General features: G+C 72.8%; 17 protein-coding genes. 13 read left to right on the plus strand and 4 right to left on the minus strand.

Going from position 1 to position 15,634, the window contains the following annotated elements; translation table 11 throughout:
* Nucleotides 1-100: 100 nt before the first annotated feature.
* Genes ACLHRZ_RS05015 through ACLHRZ_RS05025 form a run of 3 tightly spaced genes read left to right on the plus strand, consistent with a single transcriptional unit; the run spans nucleotide 101 to nucleotide 2,039 of the window.
* Entirely contained in the window at nucleotides 101-790 is a 690-nt protein-coding gene (locus ACLHRZ_RS05015) for a glycosyltransferase family 2 protein (protein ID WP_490417009.1), read from the plus strand.
* Nucleotides 787-1,407, plus strand: a complete 621-nt coding sequence (locus ACLHRZ_RS05020; protein ID WP_490417010.1) for a TIGR04282 family arsenosugar biosynthesis glycosyltransferase — start codon at nucleotides 787-789, stop codon at nucleotides 1,405-1,407. The genes ACLHRZ_RS05015 and ACLHRZ_RS05020 overlap by 4 nt, the downstream gene beginning before the upstream one ends.
* Entirely contained in the window at nucleotides 1,404-2,039 is a 636-nt protein-coding gene (locus tag ACLHRZ_RS05025; RefSeq protein WP_490417011.1) for a class I SAM-dependent methyltransferase, read from the plus strand. The genes ACLHRZ_RS05020 and ACLHRZ_RS05025 overlap by 4 nt, the downstream gene beginning before the upstream one ends.
* 125 nt (nucleotides 2,040-2,164) lie before the next feature.
* Here the strand turns inward: ACLHRZ_RS05025 and ACLHRZ_RS05030 are convergent, their stop codons facing one another.
* Complete coding sequence (locus ACLHRZ_RS05030; RefSeq protein ID WP_490417012.1) at nucleotides 2,165-2,335, minus strand: hypothetical protein; 171 nt, start codon at nucleotides 2,333-2,335, stop codon at nucleotides 2,165-2,167.
* 569 nt (nucleotides 2,336-2,904) lie between these two features.
* Here ACLHRZ_RS05030 and ACLHRZ_RS05035 point away from each other — a divergent pair.
* Both ACLHRZ_RS05035 and ACLHRZ_RS05040 read left to right on the plus strand, forming a co-directional pair.
* Nucleotides 2,905-3,939: a hypothetical protein gene (locus ACLHRZ_RS05035; RefSeq protein WP_490417013.1), complete on the plus strand. Its 1,035-nt coding sequence runs from the start codon at nucleotides 2,905-2,907 to the stop codon at nucleotides 3,937-3,939.
* A 61-nt stretch (nucleotides 3,940-4,000) separates the two neighbouring features.
* Nucleotides 4,001-4,843, plus strand: coding sequence for a MerR family transcriptional regulator (locus ACLHRZ_RS05040; protein ID WP_490417014.1), 843 nt, complete (start codon nucleotides 4,001-4,003; stop codon nucleotides 4,841-4,843).
* 4 nt (nucleotides 4,844-4,847) lie between these two features.
* Here ACLHRZ_RS05040 and ACLHRZ_RS05045 read toward each other — a convergent pair whose 3' ends face one another.
* A complete protein-coding gene (locus ACLHRZ_RS05045) occupies nucleotides 4,848-5,429 on the minus strand; it encodes a nucleosidase (protein WP_490417015.1) in 582 nt (193 codons plus the stop codon).
* 78 nt (nucleotides 5,430-5,507) lie between these two features.
* On the opposite strand from ACLHRZ_RS05045, the gene ACLHRZ_RS05050 reads away from it, so the two are divergent.
* From ACLHRZ_RS05050 to ACLHRZ_RS05060, 3 genes are all read left to right on the plus strand, one after another.
* Complete coding sequence (locus tag ACLHRZ_RS05050; protein ID WP_490417016.1) at nucleotides 5,508-5,870, plus strand: VOC family protein; 363 nt, start codon at nucleotides 5,508-5,510, stop codon at nucleotides 5,868-5,870.
* A 71-nt stretch (nucleotides 5,871-5,941) separates the two neighbouring features.
* On the plus strand, nucleotides 5,942-6,382 hold the full coding sequence (locus ACLHRZ_RS05055) for a VOC family protein (RefSeq protein ID WP_490417017.1): 441 nt from the start codon (nucleotides 5,942-5,944) through the stop codon (nucleotides 6,380-6,382).
* A gap of 81 nt (nucleotides 6,383-6,463) precedes the next feature.
* Nucleotides 6,464-7,459, plus strand: a complete 996-nt coding sequence (locus ACLHRZ_RS05060; RefSeq protein ID WP_490417018.1) for a GNAT family N-acetyltransferase — start codon at nucleotides 6,464-6,466, stop codon at nucleotides 7,457-7,459.
* Nucleotides 7,460-7,575: 116 nt separating this feature from the next.
* Here ACLHRZ_RS05060 and ACLHRZ_RS05065 read toward each other — a convergent pair whose 3' ends face one another.
* Both ACLHRZ_RS05065 and ACLHRZ_RS05070 read right to left on the minus strand, forming a co-directional pair.
* A complete protein-coding gene (locus ACLHRZ_RS05065; protein WP_490417019.1) occupies nucleotides 7,576-7,971 on the minus strand; it encodes a hypothetical protein in 396 nt (131 codons plus the stop codon).
* Nucleotides 7,971-9,116 (minus strand): molybdopterin-dependent oxidoreductase, encoded by a 1,146-nt coding sequence (locus tag ACLHRZ_RS05070; RefSeq protein ID WP_490417020.1) that lies wholly within the window; start codon nucleotides 9,114-9,116, stop codon nucleotides 7,971-7,973. Before ACLHRZ_RS05070 ends, ACLHRZ_RS05065 begins: the two co-directional genes overlap by 1 nt.
* A 97-nt stretch (nucleotides 9,117-9,213) precedes the next feature.
* Between ACLHRZ_RS05070 and ACLHRZ_RS05075 the strand changes: the two genes are divergently transcribed.
* The 5 genes from ACLHRZ_RS05075 (at nucleotide 9,214) to ACLHRZ_RS05095 (ending at nucleotide 15,529) form a co-directional block, all read left to right on the plus strand.
* Nucleotides 9,214-10,692 (plus strand): glycosyltransferase 87 family protein, encoded by a 1,479-nt coding sequence (locus tag ACLHRZ_RS05075; RefSeq protein ID WP_490417215.1) that lies wholly within the window; start codon nucleotides 9,214-9,216, stop codon nucleotides 10,690-10,692.
* On the plus strand, nucleotides 10,643-13,048 hold the full coding sequence (gene uvrA, locus ACLHRZ_RS05080) for an excinuclease ABC subunit UvrA (RefSeq protein ID WP_490417021.1): 2,406 nt from the start codon (nucleotides 10,643-10,645) through the stop codon (nucleotides 13,046-13,048). Before ACLHRZ_RS05075 ends, uvrA begins: the two co-directional genes overlap by 50 nt.
* Nucleotides 13,049-13,148: 100 nt before the next feature.
* Nucleotides 13,149-13,508 carry a TcmI family type II polyketide cyclase gene (locus tag ACLHRZ_RS05085; RefSeq protein WP_490417022.1) on the plus strand — a complete coding sequence of 120 codons (360 nt, stop codon included), beginning with the start codon at nucleotides 13,149-13,151 and terminating at the stop codon, nucleotides 13,506-13,508.
* Entirely contained in the window at nucleotides 13,505-15,019 is a 1,515-nt protein-coding gene (locus ACLHRZ_RS05090; RefSeq protein WP_490417023.1) for a cation:proton antiporter domain-containing protein, read from the plus strand. Before ACLHRZ_RS05085 ends, ACLHRZ_RS05090 begins: the two co-directional genes overlap by 4 nt.
* A 72-nt stretch (nucleotides 15,020-15,091) precedes the next feature.
* Complete coding sequence (locus ACLHRZ_RS05095) at nucleotides 15,092-15,529, plus strand: MarR family winged helix-turn-helix transcriptional regulator (RefSeq protein WP_490417024.1); 438 nt, start codon at nucleotides 15,092-15,094, stop codon at nucleotides 15,527-15,529.
* Nucleotides 15,530-15,634: the final 105 nt, after the last annotated feature.

The raw sequence follows: 15,634 nt of genomic DNA on the forward strand, positions 1-15,634 counted from the left end.
ACTGTCGCGCCCGCGATGCCGTGCGGAGAGCTCTCACCAGGAGTGACGTCCTTGTTCTGTAAGGACCGTGGATCCGAATTGCCGGAATTGTCTTCGTAAGGTGAGAGGGGTGACCCACTCGACCACACCCTCCGAGGTGACGGCCCCCGTGGACGTCGTCCTCCCCTGCCTCGACGAGGCCGCCGCCCTGCCCTGGGTGCTGGCCCGCATCCCCGACGGCTGGCGCGCCGTCGTCGTCGACAACGGCTCGACCGACGGCTCCGCGGACGTCGCCCGCGCGCTCGGCGCCACCGTCGTCCACGAACCGCGCCGCGGCTTCGGCGCCGCATGCCACGCCGGGCTGCGGGCCGCCACCGCGGACGTCGTGTGCTTCTGCGACTGCGACGCCTCGCTCGACCCCGGCCTGCTCACCGGGCTCGTCGAGGCCGTCCGCGACGGCTCCGCCGACCTCGTCCTCGGCCGCCGCCGCCCGCAGGGCCGTGGCGCCTGGCCCCTCCACGCCCGCCTCGGCAACCTCGCCCTCGCCCGCATGATCCGCGGCCGCACGGGCCTGCCCGTGCACGACCTCGGCCCGATGCGGGCCGCCCGGCGCGAGCCGCTGCTGGCCCTGGGCCTGACCGACCGGCGCAGCGGCTACCCGCTGGAGATGGTCGTCCGCGCCGCCGCCGAGGGCTGGCGGGTGATGGAGACGGACGTGCCGTACCTGCCGCGCACGGGCCGGTCGAAGGTGACCGGCACCTGGCGCGGCACGTGGTGCGCGGTGCGCGACATGCGGGCGGTGCTGCGGTGACGACGCTCCTGGTGATCGCCAAAGAACCCCGCCCGGGCCGCGTCAAGACGCGCCTCACGCCCCCGTACACCCCCGACGAGGCCGCGGCACTGGCCGAAGCGGCCCTCGCGGACACCCTGGACGCCGTACGCGCCATGCCCGCCGCCCGCCGCGTGCTCGCCCTCGACGGCCGCCCCGGACCGTGGCTTCCGGCGGGCTTCGACGTCGTGCCGCAGTGTGCGGGCGGGCTGGACGAGCGCCTTGCGGACGCCTTCGCGCGGTGTGCGGGCCCGACCGTTCTCGTCGGCATGGACACCCCGCAGGTGACGGCCGAGTTGCTCGCCCCGGCACTGACGGCCGACGCCTGGCACGCCTGCGACGCGTGGATCGGCCCCGCGGCGGACGGCGGCTTCTGGGCCCTGGGGCTGGCCGCCCCCCGCCCCGAACTCCTGCGCGGCGTACCGATGTCGACGCCGCGGACGGGCGCACATCAGCGCGCCCGGCTGGAGGCGGCGGGGCTCGCCGTCCGCGAACTCCCCGAACTCCGCGACGTCGACACGGCGTCGGACGTGCCCCGAGTGGCCGCCGCCGCCCCGCACGGCCGCTTCGCGGCCCTGGCCGCCCGGCTCGCCCGATGACGGCGTGGTGCGCGGACCCGTACGCGGACGCGGTACGGGCCGGCAGCGGCCCGCTGTTCCTGCGCCGCCCGGACGGCTGGCTGCTCCCGCTGGAAGTGGAACGCTGGTGCGCCGCGCCGGACCCGGCGGACATGACCGTCCTCGCCCGCTGCCACGGCACGGTCATCGACATCGGCTGCGGCCCCGGCCGCCTCGTCACGGCCCTGGCCGCCCTGGGCCACCCGGCCCTGGGCGTGGACGTCAGCCCCGCCGCCGTCACCCGCACCCGCCGCACCGGGGGAGCGGCCCTGTGCCGCTCGGTCTTCGACCGGCTCCCGGGGGAGGGCCGTTGGGGGACGGCCCTCCTCGTCGACGGCAACGTCGGGATCGGCGGGGACCCGGCGGCCCTGCTGGCACGGGTCGCTGAAGTCGTGTCACCGGCGGGCGTGTTGCTCGTGGAGGCGGTGCCGGCGGACGTGGACGAACGGGTGGAGGTCCGGGTGGACGACGGCCGGGGACGCCTGGGCTCCTCGTTCCCGTGGGCCCGGGTCGGCGCGCCGGCGCTGCTGCGGCACGCGCGGGAGGCGGGGTGGGCGGTGGCGGAGCAATGGGGCGCGGAGGGAAGGGAGTTCGTGGCATTGGGGCGGGTTTGACCCTGCGTGTCTTCACCACGAACAAGCCCGATGGGGGCAGTCTGCCAGGTGCCGGTGTCGGCGCCCGGGCAGCAGGTCATGCCGATACTGCCTGCGGGGCTGGTGGGGGTGGCGTGCTCCACCCTTCACCGGTCCAGGCCGGACGGCCGCCTCCGCCGGGCGCTCAGCCCTGCTTGCGGCCTGGTGGGTTCGCAAGACGTGCCGGAAGCCGCCAGGCGGGCCTTGGCCAGCATCATCGCGAGATCCTCGCGCATCCGCTGCGCGTCGGCATATTGATGGCGAGCGTTGTCGCTCATCCTCCGGGCCCGCCGGAGTATCTCCGTGCCCCTCGTTGCCGTCAGCTGCAACATCCTCGCTCACCCCCTGCCTTGCCAGTAACTCCATGCTTTCGCCCGGGCACTGCCGACGGGAGGGGCCATTGGGCCGTGAGGGGGGAGTCGACCGGCCCCATTGCCAACAGGTATCCGGCCGGCACGCAACGTCACCGATCACCGCTTCCGGTGCGGGCCTGATCCTCACGCGAACGCGGTGGAGGGGATATGGGTGTATTGCAAGCGGAGCCTGGCCAACCCCACCCCGTGCACCACCGACCGCCTCGCCGTTCTGGCGCGAACCCGGAAAAGGTCGGTAACGGCTGTCGGTCACCAGGTCGCGTTGCACGCCGGACCTGCTTCTTGAGCAGGAAATGTTCACCGAGGAATGCCATGCCCCGGGTAAAAAGCCGCCCACCCGGCCTCGAGTGACGGCCTCTCACGCTTCTCTTACCTCACCCTGCCATCTTGGCCGCATGCCCAGGCCGGATATGAATTGTTCTGATCAGCCGCCGTCGACCGGACTTCCGGCGGAGCTCACGCCACGGTCCGCGATGAACAGGGGGTCTTCACGGGGGTGTCTCGTCTCGAAGGACAACCGCAGACGACTCGCGCTGGTCGCCGCCGCACTGACGGGCTTCGGGGCCGCCGCATCCGGTCCCGCCGTGGCGGACCCGGCCCCGACGCACGCTCGTGCGGCCAATTACTTGTACACGTCCATCGGGGAGTTCGACGAGAACGCCAAGCCGCTGCTGGGCCGGTCCGACATCGAGGGCGTGCAAGTGGTCGTCCCGTGGGGGATGTTGGAGAAGGAGAAGAACCACTACGACTTCTCGGCCGTCGACCGGGTGGTGCGCGAGGTCGAGTCGCAGCACAAGAAGGTGTTCATCCAGCTCCAGGACCGCTTCTTCGCGCCCCCGGCGCGCGTTCCCCAGTACCTGCTCAACGATCCGAAGTACGCGGGCGGGGTCGCCCCGCAGCTCAACGAGGACGGGCCTGTCCCGGGTCCGCCCGGTTCGGTCGCGGCGCAGTGGAACAAGAACGTCCAGAACCGGTTCCAGCACTTGCTGAAGGCGCTGGCGCAGCGATTCGACGGCAAGGTCGCCGGCGTCAATCTGCCGGAGAGTTCGGTCTCCATCGACACGAAGAACGACAAGACCCACTTCACCTGTGACACGTACTTCAACGCGGAGCTGGAGAACGCGGCCTACGCCAAGAAGGTGTTCAAGACCAGCACCGTGGTGCAGTACATCAACTTCTGGCCGTGCGGGTGGGGCGACGAGAACGGCTACATGAAGCGGTCGTTCGAGTTCGCCAAGAAGCACGGCGTGGGGGTCGGCGGACCGGACCTGCTCCCGTACAACAAGCCACACATGAACAATGCGTACCGGTACCTGAACCAGTACCGGGGGCAGCTCGGCCTCGTGGCGATGGCCGTTCAGGAACCCGACTTCGAGTACACCAATCCCGTCACGGGGAAGCCCTACACACGGCAGGAGTTCGTCGACTTCGCCGACGACTACCTCGGGGCCGACATCATCTTCTGGGCCACCTCCTCGCCGTGGCTCCACCAGAGCACCGGCAAATAGCAATCCCTGGAAGTCTCCCCTTGACCCTGACATCGTGTGAGGCCCTCGACTCGGAGACACCATGTTCGGTATCGGAGACTTCGCCCGGCACGGACGCGTGTCCGTCCGCATGCTGCGGCACTACGACGCCATCGGGCTGCTGCGCCCGGCCGAGGTCGACCCCGCCAGCGGCTACCGCTTCTACGAGGCCGGCCAGCTCGCCCGGCTCAACCGGGTCATCGCCCTGAAGGAGCTCGGATTCACGCTCCAGCAGGTGCAGGTGATCCTGGACGAGCAGGTGAGCACCGAGCAGCTGCGCGGCATGCTGCGGCTGCGGCGGGCCGAGCTCGAAGCGGCCGCGGCCGCTTCGGCGGCGCGGCTGGCGCAGGTCGAGGCGAGGCTCCGGACGATCGAGAGTGAGGGACGCATGAGCACCGACGATGTCGTCGTCAAGCGCATACCGGCCGTCCGCGTGGCCGAGTTGAGCGGTGTCGCCGCCGGGTACGAGCCCGAGCAGATCGGCCCGGTGGTCGGGCCGCTCTTCGAGGAGTTGTGCCGGCGGCTGGCTGCAGCGGGGGTGACCCCGGTGGGGCCGGGGATCGCCTACTACGAGAGCGCGCCGGACGCGGACGGCGGCGGCGACGCGATCCTCGTGCACGCCGCCATGCCGGTCGCCACGAGCGTGACCGCGGTCGGCGACGGCCTCGGACTCGGGCTCGTCGATCTCCCCGCGATCGACAGCGCGGCGACCGTCGTCCACCGCGGCTCCATGGACGACGTCATGCCCACCGTCCAGACCCTGGCCCGGTGGATCGACGCCAACGGTCACCGGTCCGCCGGCTTCGCCAGGGAGCTCTACCTGGAGGTGCCGGAGGACCGGGCCGGGTGGGTGACCGAGCTGCAGGAGCCGGTCACCACCGCCTGACAGATCAAGAGAGGTTGTTCCGGGCCCATTCGGCCAGCACCCGCGCGCAGTCGTCGACGGACTCGCGCCAGCTGCGCGCGGCACCCTCGTCGGCCTCGTCGCTGACGTGCTTGATCAGCCGGATGGGCACCCCGGCCTGCTGGGCCACGGAGGCCAGCGCGTACCCCTCCATGTCGACGAGGTCGGCATGTGCGGCGAGCCGCTCGCGGGCCGCCGACTCGGAGACGAAGGTGTCGCCGGTGGCCAGGGTGGGGCCGGTACCGGAACCGGCGAGCTTGATCGGGCCGCCGAAGGTGTCGCCGGTCAGCGTGTGCAGCAGATCGGTGTCCAGGTCGTGCTGGACGACGACGGCCATCTCCTGGGTGCTGCCGGCCCAGCCCGCCGTCAGGGCACCGGCCGTGCCCAGGTTGACGATCACGGACGGCTTCGGCCCGCGGGTGAGCACGGTCGCCAGGGCAGTGGCCGCGTTGACCTTGCCCATCCCGGTCAGCAACACGGGAAGCGTACCGTCGAGGTGGGCGGCCTCTTCCTGCACCGCGAGCACGATCAGGGGGCGGTCTGCGGATATTTCTCCGATGAGCTGCATCCGGCCAGATTACGGGGCGCTTGTGACGGTGATCAATTCTCCGGCCGGACATAGCCGGACATAGGGAGTGCTGGCCGCATGGCGAACCGCTGGGTCGGAGTGACGGTCGACTGCGTCGACGTGGAACGGGTGGCGGGCTTCTGGAGCGTGCTGCTGGACCGCCCGCAGGGGCCGTCCCAGCCCGGCTGGGTCTACCTCGGCGATACCGGCGACCCGCAGCCGCGTCTCATATTCCAGCCCGTGACCGGGCCGAAGCGCGGGAAGGTGCGTCTGCACCTCGACATCGCAGTGGACGACATCGACCAGGGCATCGCCCAAGTCGTCTCCCTCGGCGGCCGGTTCACCGGCGAACGGCACGACTACGACGAGGGCGTGGTCGTAGTGATGGCCGATCCCGAAGAGCATGAGTTCTGCCTGGTCCAGTACTACCGACCTGCCTAGGACCAATGGCCCAGGGCCCCCTCGTACGCCCGCCCGACGAACCCCGCCCCCACGCATGACACGCTGCCCCCATGACCACCACCTGGCCCGCCCATCTCGCCGTCGGCGCCGTGCGGTTCGCGCGGCCGACCGCCGAGTACGACGACGTCCTCTCCTTCTACCGCGACGACCTCGGCCTCCCCGTGCTCGCCGACTGGCGTGGTCACTCCGGCTACGACGGTGTCGTGTTCGGGCTCCCCGGCGCGCCCGTGCAGATGGAGATCACGCAGCACGGGGCACCGCCGCGGATCCCCGAGCCGCACCCCGAGAACCAGTTGGTGCTGTACCTCGAGGGGGCCGAGGCGCGCGACGTCGTCGTGCGGCGCATGGAGGAGCGGGGGCACCGGCCCGTGGCGGCGGCCAATCCGTACTGGCCCGAGCGCGGGGCGGTGCTGTTCGAGGATCCGGACGGGTGGCTCGTCGTGCTGGCGCCGTGGGTGTTCGGGACGGATCCGGTGCCGGATCCCGGCTGACCGGGCCGCTTCGGCCGCTGCGCCCGGCGGCCCCGGAAAACGGTTCGACGGCTTCGCGGAGTCCGGGCACAGTGGCGCACCATGACGGACTTCGAGCTCCTGACCGCCGAGGACGTGCCGATCATGCAGGGCCTGGCGCAGGGCGTCACCGCCATCCGTCCGGACCTGGTCGGCGCCGACGCGTCGTACGGGGAACTGGCCTGGGTCTGGGGCCATGGGCACGCCGCCCGCGGCGCAACCTGGCCGCGTCGGCTGTGGTTCTCCGGCGGTGATCCGGTGGCGTGGGCCTGGGCCCGCCTTCCGTGCCGGGTGAGGCGCAATGACGGGTCGGTGAAGGAGGTGACCGGCGCCTCGCTGACGTACCAGGTGCATCCCGGCCACGCCGGGCTGGTCGACGAAGTGATCGATTGGTACGAGGCTGTGGCGGCCGGTCTCGAACGCACGGTGCGGCCGAGTGCCGCCGACGTGTTCGCCCTGAAGCGATGGGCGGCACACGGCTACGGGACCGACCGTGCCTCGCTCGGCGACGCCGGCGACTGGACCCGGCTCAACGAGCGGACCCTCACCGACGTGGAGCAGCCGGTGCTGCCGGACGGATTCCGGTTCCGCACCGCCGACGAGGCCGGACCGGAGGCCGCGGTCCGGGCCCATCTGGACGCCTGGGCCCCCTCGGCGTACACGGCCGAGAGCTACGAGGGCGTCCGGCGTACGGCGGCCTACCGCGGCGACCTGCACATCCTGGTGGAGGCGCCGGACGGGACGATGGCGTCCTCGACGATCATGTGGCTCGACGAAGCGAACAGGACCGTCGAGTTCGAGCCGGTCGGGACGCATCCGGACCACCGGCGCCGCGGGCTGGCAAGGGCGATGCTGCTGCACGGGATGCAGCGGGCACGGGCGGCCGGGGCCACTCACGCAACGGTCGCCTGCCTGGGCGCACCGGGGCACCCCGCGGCGCGCGGGCTCTACTACGGCCTCGGCTTCCGGGAGCTCTCGCGGGACGCGCCGCTCGTCAAGCGCCCCGACCAGCCACGGACGGCCCGCAGCCGCCGGACTGCACTTCCCGCTGAGTGCTGAGTGCTGAGCGCTCAACGCCCGAAGCGGTCCCCGGAAGCTCCCGGCCGAAGAGCGCCGGCTGATGAGCCGGGGCGGGCGGGGCCCGGCAGCGCAACTGCCGGGCCCCCCCCGCCGCATCACCTCCGCAGACGTCCACGCCACCACCGCAGACATCCCACCCCCACCCCTGCCGCCACGGTCACCGCGATCACCACACCCCAGTTGCGCCCGTAGTCCAGCGGCAGAACCGACGCGTTCTGCCGCGGTCCGGGCCGGAAGAGCACCGGATACGCCACCGCCGTCAGGCAGGCCATCACCAGAAGAGTGCCCCGCACGACCCTCCGTCCGGGCAGCCGGGCCACCGCCCACCCCACCGCCAGTGTCAGTGGTACGACGATCCCGTCGTGCACGACCACCGCCCCGGCCAGCCACCGCACCACCGGCCACGGATCCTGCGGCGCGGCCCCGTACAGCAGCGACCACACCCCCACGCCCATCAGCGCCACCCCGGCGAAACCGAAGGCCACCCGCATCACAACACCTCCAGCCGTGCAACCCACTTGGTCTGCAGCACCCCCGGCCGGTTCGGCGCGATGATGCGGGCCGGGTAGCCGTGGTCGAAGGAGAGTTCCTCGCCGTTCAGCCGCAGGGCGAGGAGCGTGAGCGGGTCGCGGGCGTACGTGTGCGGCATCACCATCACGCGGTACGCCCCGTGCCGCTCCAGCGACGTCACACGGACCAGCGCTCCCGGCGGTGCACCCGCGCGGTCCAGCAGGTCCCGTATCCGCACGCCCGTCCAGTGCGCCGACTTGCTCCAGCCCTCCACGCATGCGATGGGCAACACGACGTCCTGCTGGGGGAGTTCACGCAGCCCGTCCAGGGTCAATTCGTACGGGCGCGGGCCGTCGACCCGCAGCCGCCAGCCCTGTACGGTCCGCGCATCCACGCCCGCCAGCACGGCCGTCCGGTTGACCGGCAGGCCCTGCGGGCCGTGGTCCGGGTGCCGTGGCGCCAGCAGGTCCAGCCGGGACAGGGGTGTGACGGACTGGCCGACGGTCGTCACCGTCACCGCCCCCACCGACACGCCGAGCGCCGTCAGCAGCGCGCGCCGGTCGACGGCGTCCTCGGCGGGCAGCGACAGCGTGCCGGGGGAGCGGCGGCGCCAATGGGCGCGGATCTCCGGCGCCTTGACGGCGAGGTGCAGCAGCAGGGCCCCGGTCAGCACCCAGGCCAGCGCGAAGTGCACCGGGACGAACGAGAACGGCCACGGATACCACTGGGCCGCGTTGAGCAGCCCCGTGAACAGCTCCAGCAGCGCCGCCGCGACCAGGACCGCCACCGACAGCCGCTCCAGTGCGTGCCGCACCGAGCGCACCGGGGGCCACACGAAGAGGCGGGGATACACCGTCCAGAGCTTCGCGAGCAGCAGCGGAATCGCTGCTGTTCCGCTTGCCACGTGCAGGCCCTGGCTCACGCGGTAGCCCCACACCGGGCGGCTGGGAAGGGAGTTCAGCAGCCAGGCGGGCGGGTGCTGCTCGTAGTGGCTGATGAGGCCCGTGACGAAGCAGACGGCGATCGTCGCTCCCAGCCAGCGTCCGATCGACGTGGCCGTGCGGGCGTCGTGCAGCCGCCCGGAGAAGACGGGGAGCGGGGGCCGGGGGATTTTCATGCCCTCCATCAGACCGCGTTCCGGGGGCTGTAAGGGCAGGTGAACACCTTACGAAACGCGGACGGCCGGGCCGCGCGGCCCCGCCGGGCACCCCTCCGGTGCCAGGCTGAACGGCGTGATCAACCGCGCCTCCCTCGTCACCGTCTCCCTCCTCGCCGCCCTCGCCGCCGTCCTCGCGGCGGCGATCCGCAGCGACGCCTACGACACCGACCCCGCCGCGCTCACCGGCTGGTACGCGGCGGCCTGGGCGCTGTTCGCCGCGGCGGCCTGGGCGTTGCGCCGGGTGCCCGCGCGGTGTGTGGCACCCCTGGTGCTGACGGGAGCGGTCGCGGTGGCGGTCACCGGGCTGCTGGCCGAGCCCCGCACGAGCACGGACTCGTACCGCTACGCCTGGGACGGCCGGGTGCAGGCCGCCGGGATCTCGCCGTACGACCACGCCCCGGCCGACCCCGCGCTCCGGCCGCTGCGCGACCGCTGGCTCTTCCCCGAGGGGGCGGAGTGCGCCGGGCCGGGACGCGCGCGCATCCCGGCGGACGGCGGCCAGGAGGCGGTCGCCTGCACGCGCATCAACCGCCCGTCCGTGCACACCATTTACCCGCCCGTCGCCGAGGGCTACTTCCTTCTCGTGCACGAACTCTCGCCGCCCGGTGCGCGGCACAAGCCGCTGCAGATCGGCGGGGCGCTGCTGGCCGTCGGGACGTCGGGACTGCTGCTGTACGCGCTGCGGCGGCGCGGCGACGGGCGGGAGCGGTGGGCCGCGTACTGGGCGTGGTGCCCGGCGGTGCCCGTCGAGGCCGTGAACAACGCCCATGTCGACGTGCTGGCAGCCCTGTTGACGGCCGCCGGCTTCGCCGTCCTCACCCGGCGGTCGGTCGCCGGCGGTGCGCTGCTCGGCGGCGGGATCGCCACGAAGCTGCTGCCCGCGGTGACGTTGCCGGGTGCGCTGAGCGGGGCGCTGCGCGATCCCCGACGAGGGGCGCAGGTCCTGCTGTCCGCGGCCGCGGTCGTGGGGCTCGGCTACCTGCCGTACGTGCTGGCCTCGCACTCCTCGGTCTTCGGTTACCTCGGCGGCTACACCGAGGAGGAGGGTTACGACGACGCGTCGGCGCGCAACCGGTACGCCCTGCTGCGGCTGGTCCTGCCCGGCGCCTGGGCGCTGCCCGCCGCACTCGCCGTGCTGGCCGTGACGGCGGGGTGGGTGCTGTGGCGCGGGGACCCCGAGCGGCCGTGGCGGGGGGCGCTGGTGGTGACGGGGACGGCGTTCCTGCTGCTGACGCCCGGGTACTCCTGGTACGCGCTGCTGCTCGTGGTGCTGGTGGCGCTGGACGGACGGTGGGAGTGGCTGGGGGTGGCGGTCGCGGGGGTCGCCAAGTACGTGGGCGGGCGGGCCGTGGGGGATCCGGATCTGCTGGGGACGGTGGCGTACGGGGTGGCTGCGGCGCTGGTGGTCGTGGGGTGGCTGGTACGGGAGAGGCGGGCGGGGCTGGGGCAAAATGGATCGTGCCCCGCGCCGACCATCCCGGAGAACAGCGCCCATGATCACCCCGGACCCGTCCGGATCCGTCCGCGTCCGCGGCGCCCGTGAGCACAACCTCAAGGGGGTCGACGTCGACATCCCCCGCGATGCCCTCGTCGTCTTCACCGGCGTCTCCGGGTCCGGCAAGTCCTCCCTCGCCTTCGGCACCCTCTATGCCGAGGCCCAGCGGCGCTACTTCGAGTCCGTGGCGCCGTACGCCCGCCGCCTGATCCACCAGATCGGCGTGCCCAAGGTGGAGGAGATCACCGGGCTGCCGCCCGCCGTCGCGCTGGAGCAGCGCCGCTCGGCGCCGACCTCCCGGTCCTCGGTCGGGACGGTCACCACGCTGTCCAACTCCCTCCGGATGCTCTTCTCCCGTGCCGGGCACTACCCGGAGGGCGCCGCGCGGCTCGACTCCGACGCCTTCTCGCCCAACACGGCCGCCGGGGCCTGCCCGGCCTGTCATGGGCTCGGGCGGGTGCACGAGGTCACCGAGGAGTCGCTCGTCCCGGACCCGTCGCTGTCCGTCCGCGACGGGGCCGTCTCCGCCTGGCCGGGCGCGTGGCAGGGCAAGAACCTCCGCGACATCCTCGCCGCCCTCGGGTACGACGTCGACCGGCCCTGGCGCGAGCTCCCGCAGGCCGACCGGGACTGGATCCTGTTCACCGACGAGCAGCCGGTCGTCACCGTCCATCCGGTGCGGGACGCGGAGCGCATCCAGCGCCCGTACCAGGGCACGTACATGAGCGCCCGCCGCTACGTGCTGCACACCTACGCCGACTCCAGGAGCGCCTCCCTGCGGGCCCGTGCCGAGCGGCACCTGGTGCACCGGCCCTGTGCGGAGTGCGGCGGACGGCGGCTGCGGCCCGAGGCGCTGGCGGTGACGTTCGCCGGGCAGGACATCGCCCGGCTCGCCGCACTGCCGCTGTCCGCGCTCGCGGACCTGCTGCGGAAGGAGACCGACGGCGACGGCGTCGCCGCCACCCTCTCGCGCGACCTGGTGGCCCGTATCGAGGTGCTCACCGAACTCGGCCTCGGCTACCTCGGCATCGACCGCCCCACGCCGACCCTCTCGGCCGGCGAACTGCAGCGGCTCCGGCTCGCGACCCAGCTGCGCTCGGGGCTCTTCGGCGTCGTCTACGTCCTGGACGAGCCCTCCGCCGGGCTGCATCCGGCCGACGGCGAGGCCCTGTTGACGGTGCTGGACCGGCTCAAGGGCGCGGGCAACTCGCTGTTCGTCGTGGAGCACCACATGGACGTGGTGCGGCGCGCGGACTGGATCGTCGACGTCGGGCCGCGGGCCGGGGAGCACGGCGGGCAGGTGCTCTACAGCGGCCCGCTGGCCGGGCTCGCGGACGTGCCGGAGTCGGCCACCCGCCGCTTCCTCCTCCCCGGTCCCGAGGAGAGCCGTGTGCCGTCCCGCACGCCCCGCGAGCCCTCCGGCGTGCTGCGGCTGCGCGGCGTGACCCGGCACAACCTCCGCGGCGTGGACGTGGACGTCCCGCTCGGTGTGTTCACGGCCGTCACCGGCGTCTCCGGCTCCGGCAAGTCGACGCTCGTCGGCGAGGCGCTCGCCGGGACCGTCGCCGCGCACCTGGAGCGGGAGGAACTCCCCTTCGCGGCCGAGGGCCTGGAGGCCGTGCACCGTCTCGTCCGCGTCGACCAGAAGCCCATCGGCCGCACCCCGCGCTCCAACCTGGCCACCTACACCGGCCTGTTCGACGCGGTGCGCAAGGTGTTCGCGGCGACGGACGAGGCCCGTTCCCGCGGCTACACCGCCGGCCGCTTCTCCTTCAACGTGCAGGCGGGGCGCTGCGAGGTCTGCCAGGGCGAGGGGTTCGTCGCCGTCGAACTGCTCTTCCTGCCCGGCGCCTACGCCCCGTGCACCGCCTGCGAGGGCGCCCGCTACAACCCGGAGACGCTGGAGGTGACGTACCGGGGCCGGAGCATCGCCGACGTGCTGGCCATGACCGTCGACGCCGCCGCGGAGTTCCTCGCGGACGTGCCCGCGGCGCTGCGCAGCCTGCGCACGCTCCAGGACGTGGGACTGGGGTACCTGCGGCTGGGCCAGCCGGCGACCGAGCTCTCCGGCGGGGAGGCCCAGCGCATCAAGCTCGCCGCCGAACTCCAGCGCGCCCACCGGGGGCACACCCTGTACGTGCTCGACGAGCCGACCACCGGGCTGCATCCGGCCGACACCGAACTGCTGCTGCGCCAGCTCCACGGGCTCGTCGACGCGGGCAACAGCGTCGTGGTCGTCGAGCACGACATGAGCGTGGTCGCGGGCGCCGACCGGGTCGTCGACCTGGGGCCGGGCGGCGGGACGGAGGGCGGACGCGTGGTCGCGACCGGCACTCCGGCGCAGGTGGCCGCCGTGGCAGGGAGTGTGACGGCGGGGTATCTCGCGCGCCGTCTGAAGTCGTAGGCAGGAAGAGGGGGTTGTGCGCTCCCGGAGAATTCATAGACTTGCTCAAGTATGGAGTAGGTCAATGACCGGTTGAGGGACGCCGAGGGGGACTCCCGTCATGCACACCACACTGATCGTCGCCCGTCATCTCCCGGGCAGCGAGGGCGAGATCGCCCGGCTGTTCGCCGCATCGGACGCCACCGGGCTGCCCGCGGAGATCGGGGTGCACACCCGCAAGCTCTTCACCTTCCACGACGTCTACATCCACCTGGTGGAGTCGGCCGCCCCGGTCGGCGCCGCCATCGACAAGGCGCACGGGAACCCGGAGTTCCAGCGCCTGAGCACCGCACTCGACGCCTACATCCAGCCTTTCGAGGGCAGTTGGGGAAACGCGGAGCGTGCGTCGGCCCGGCAGTTCTACCAATGGGAGCGCGGCCACGGCGTCGTGCTCGCCCCGCAGGCCGACCCCGGCAGGTGAACGCCCTGCCGCCGTCCCGGACGGCGCCGGAGCCCGTTCGCACGGGCGGGCCGCAGAGGCCGGGCCGGGTCCCGCGCCTCGGGCTGGTCCTGCTGCTGGGCGCCGGGCCGGTCGTCCTCGCGGGGCTGCTGCTGCGCCACGGCGCCCAGTGGCCCGCGCATCCCGGTGCGCGGGGCGGCGGCCACGGCGGCGGTGCCGGGAAGGCACCGGAGCCGTGGCGGCTGCTGCTCGCCCTCGCCGTGGTCGTCGCCGCGGCCCGGGCCGTCGGCGGGGCGTTCGCCCGCTTCCTGCGGCAGCCGCGCGTCGTCGGCGAGATGGTCTCCGGCATCGTGCTCGGCCCCTCGGTCCTGGGGGCCGTGGCGCCGCAGGTCCACCGGACGCTGTTCCCCGCCGGACTGCTGCCCTACGTCGACGCGTTCGCCCAGATCGGCCTCGCGCTGTTCATGTTCCTCGTCGGCCTGGAGTTCGCGGGCGAGTCGCGTGCGGCGCGCGGTCCGCGGGGGACAGGCGCGTCGCCCGGCAGCGGCGGCGGCCGGGCCGGCACCGTGATCGGCCTCTGCGGCACCGCCCTGCCCTACAGCCTGGGCGTCGGACTGGCCTGCGCCATGTACGGCACCCTCGCGCCGGGCGGGGTGGGGTTCCTGCCCTTCGCGCTCTTCCTGGGCGTCGCCATGAGCGTCACCGCGTTCCCGGTGCTGGCGAGCATCCTGATGGAGCGCGGCATGATGCACACCCGGGCGGGGCGGCCGGCGGTGCTCGCGGCGGCCGGTGCCGACCTGCTGTGCTGGCTGCTGCTGGCCGTCGCGGTCGCCCTGCTGCGCAACGCCTCCCCGGCCGGCGTCGCGCGCACCCTCGCCCTGACCGCCGCCTTCTGCGCCGCCATGGTGCTGCTCGTCCGGCCGCTGCTGCGCAACCTGCTGCTGCGGCCTGCGCGGTGGCTGCCCGACGGATCCCTGCTGGCGCTCGTCCTGGTGGGGGTGCTGCTGTCCGGGGTGGCGACGGACCGGATCGGCGTGCACCTGATCTTCGGGGCGTTCCTCTTCGGCGCCCTGTGCCCCGCGGACGCCCCCGGACTGCGCGCCGTGCAGGGCCGGATGCAGGAGTTCACCACCTCGGTCCTGCTGCCGCCGTTCTTCGCCTCGGTGGGCCTGAAGACCGAACTCGGTCTGCTGGGCGGCGACTCCGCGATGTGGCTGTGGTTCGGCGCCGCCCTGGCCGTCGCCCTCGCCGGCAAGCTGGCCGGCAGTTCTCTGGCGGCCGTGCTGAGCGGCGTCGGCGGGCGCGATGCCCTGCGGGTCGGGGTGCTGATGAACTGCCGGGGTCTGACCGAGCTCGTCATCCTCGGCATCGGGCTGGAACTGGGCGTGCTGACACCGTCGTTGTTCACCGTGCTCGTCCTGGTCGCGCTCACGGCCACGGCCATGACCGCGCCGCTGCTGGACCTGCTCGATCGTGGGGAGCGCCGCGGGGAGAGGGCCCGGAACCGACCCCTTCTGTCGGAAGACCACTGACCTCTGCCATGATTGACTCGATCCTGTATGAGGACAGGGGTCAGTGACGTATCAGGGCAGAGGTGACCGACCATGACCACCCGGCAACTGCCTTCGGCGGGCACGCTCCCGCGCGAGGACAACCTCCTTCTCAGCACCCTCCTGAACTTTGCGCAGTCACACCAGGAACGGCTGGCGGACCAGGCCGCCGTCCTGGGGCTGACGGTTCCCCAGGCGAAGGTGCTGTACTTCGTCGAATCCGCACCGACCGTGCGGAAGCTGGCGGTCAAACTTCGTTGTGACGCCTCCTATGTGACGGGCTTGGTGGACCGCCTCGAGGAGCAGAAGCTCATGAAGCGGCAGGTGGATCCGGCGGACCGGCGGGTGAAGATGCTCATCCTCACCGCGGCCGGCCGCAGGCTGCGCGGGAAGGTGGTGCGCATCATGGACGACGCGCCGGGCCTGGAGCTGCTCACGGAGAAGGAGAAGCTGCTCCTCGGCGAGCTCCTCAAGAAGGCCTCCGCGAACTGACCGGCCGACCGCATCCCCCGTACCTCCGCGCACGACGCTATCCCGCGCACCGCCGCAGCTCAACGCCATCGTCCCCAACGGCAGATCCCGCCCCGCCGGAAGAGC

The organism is Streptomyces sp. AM25 (assembly GCF_058146165.1).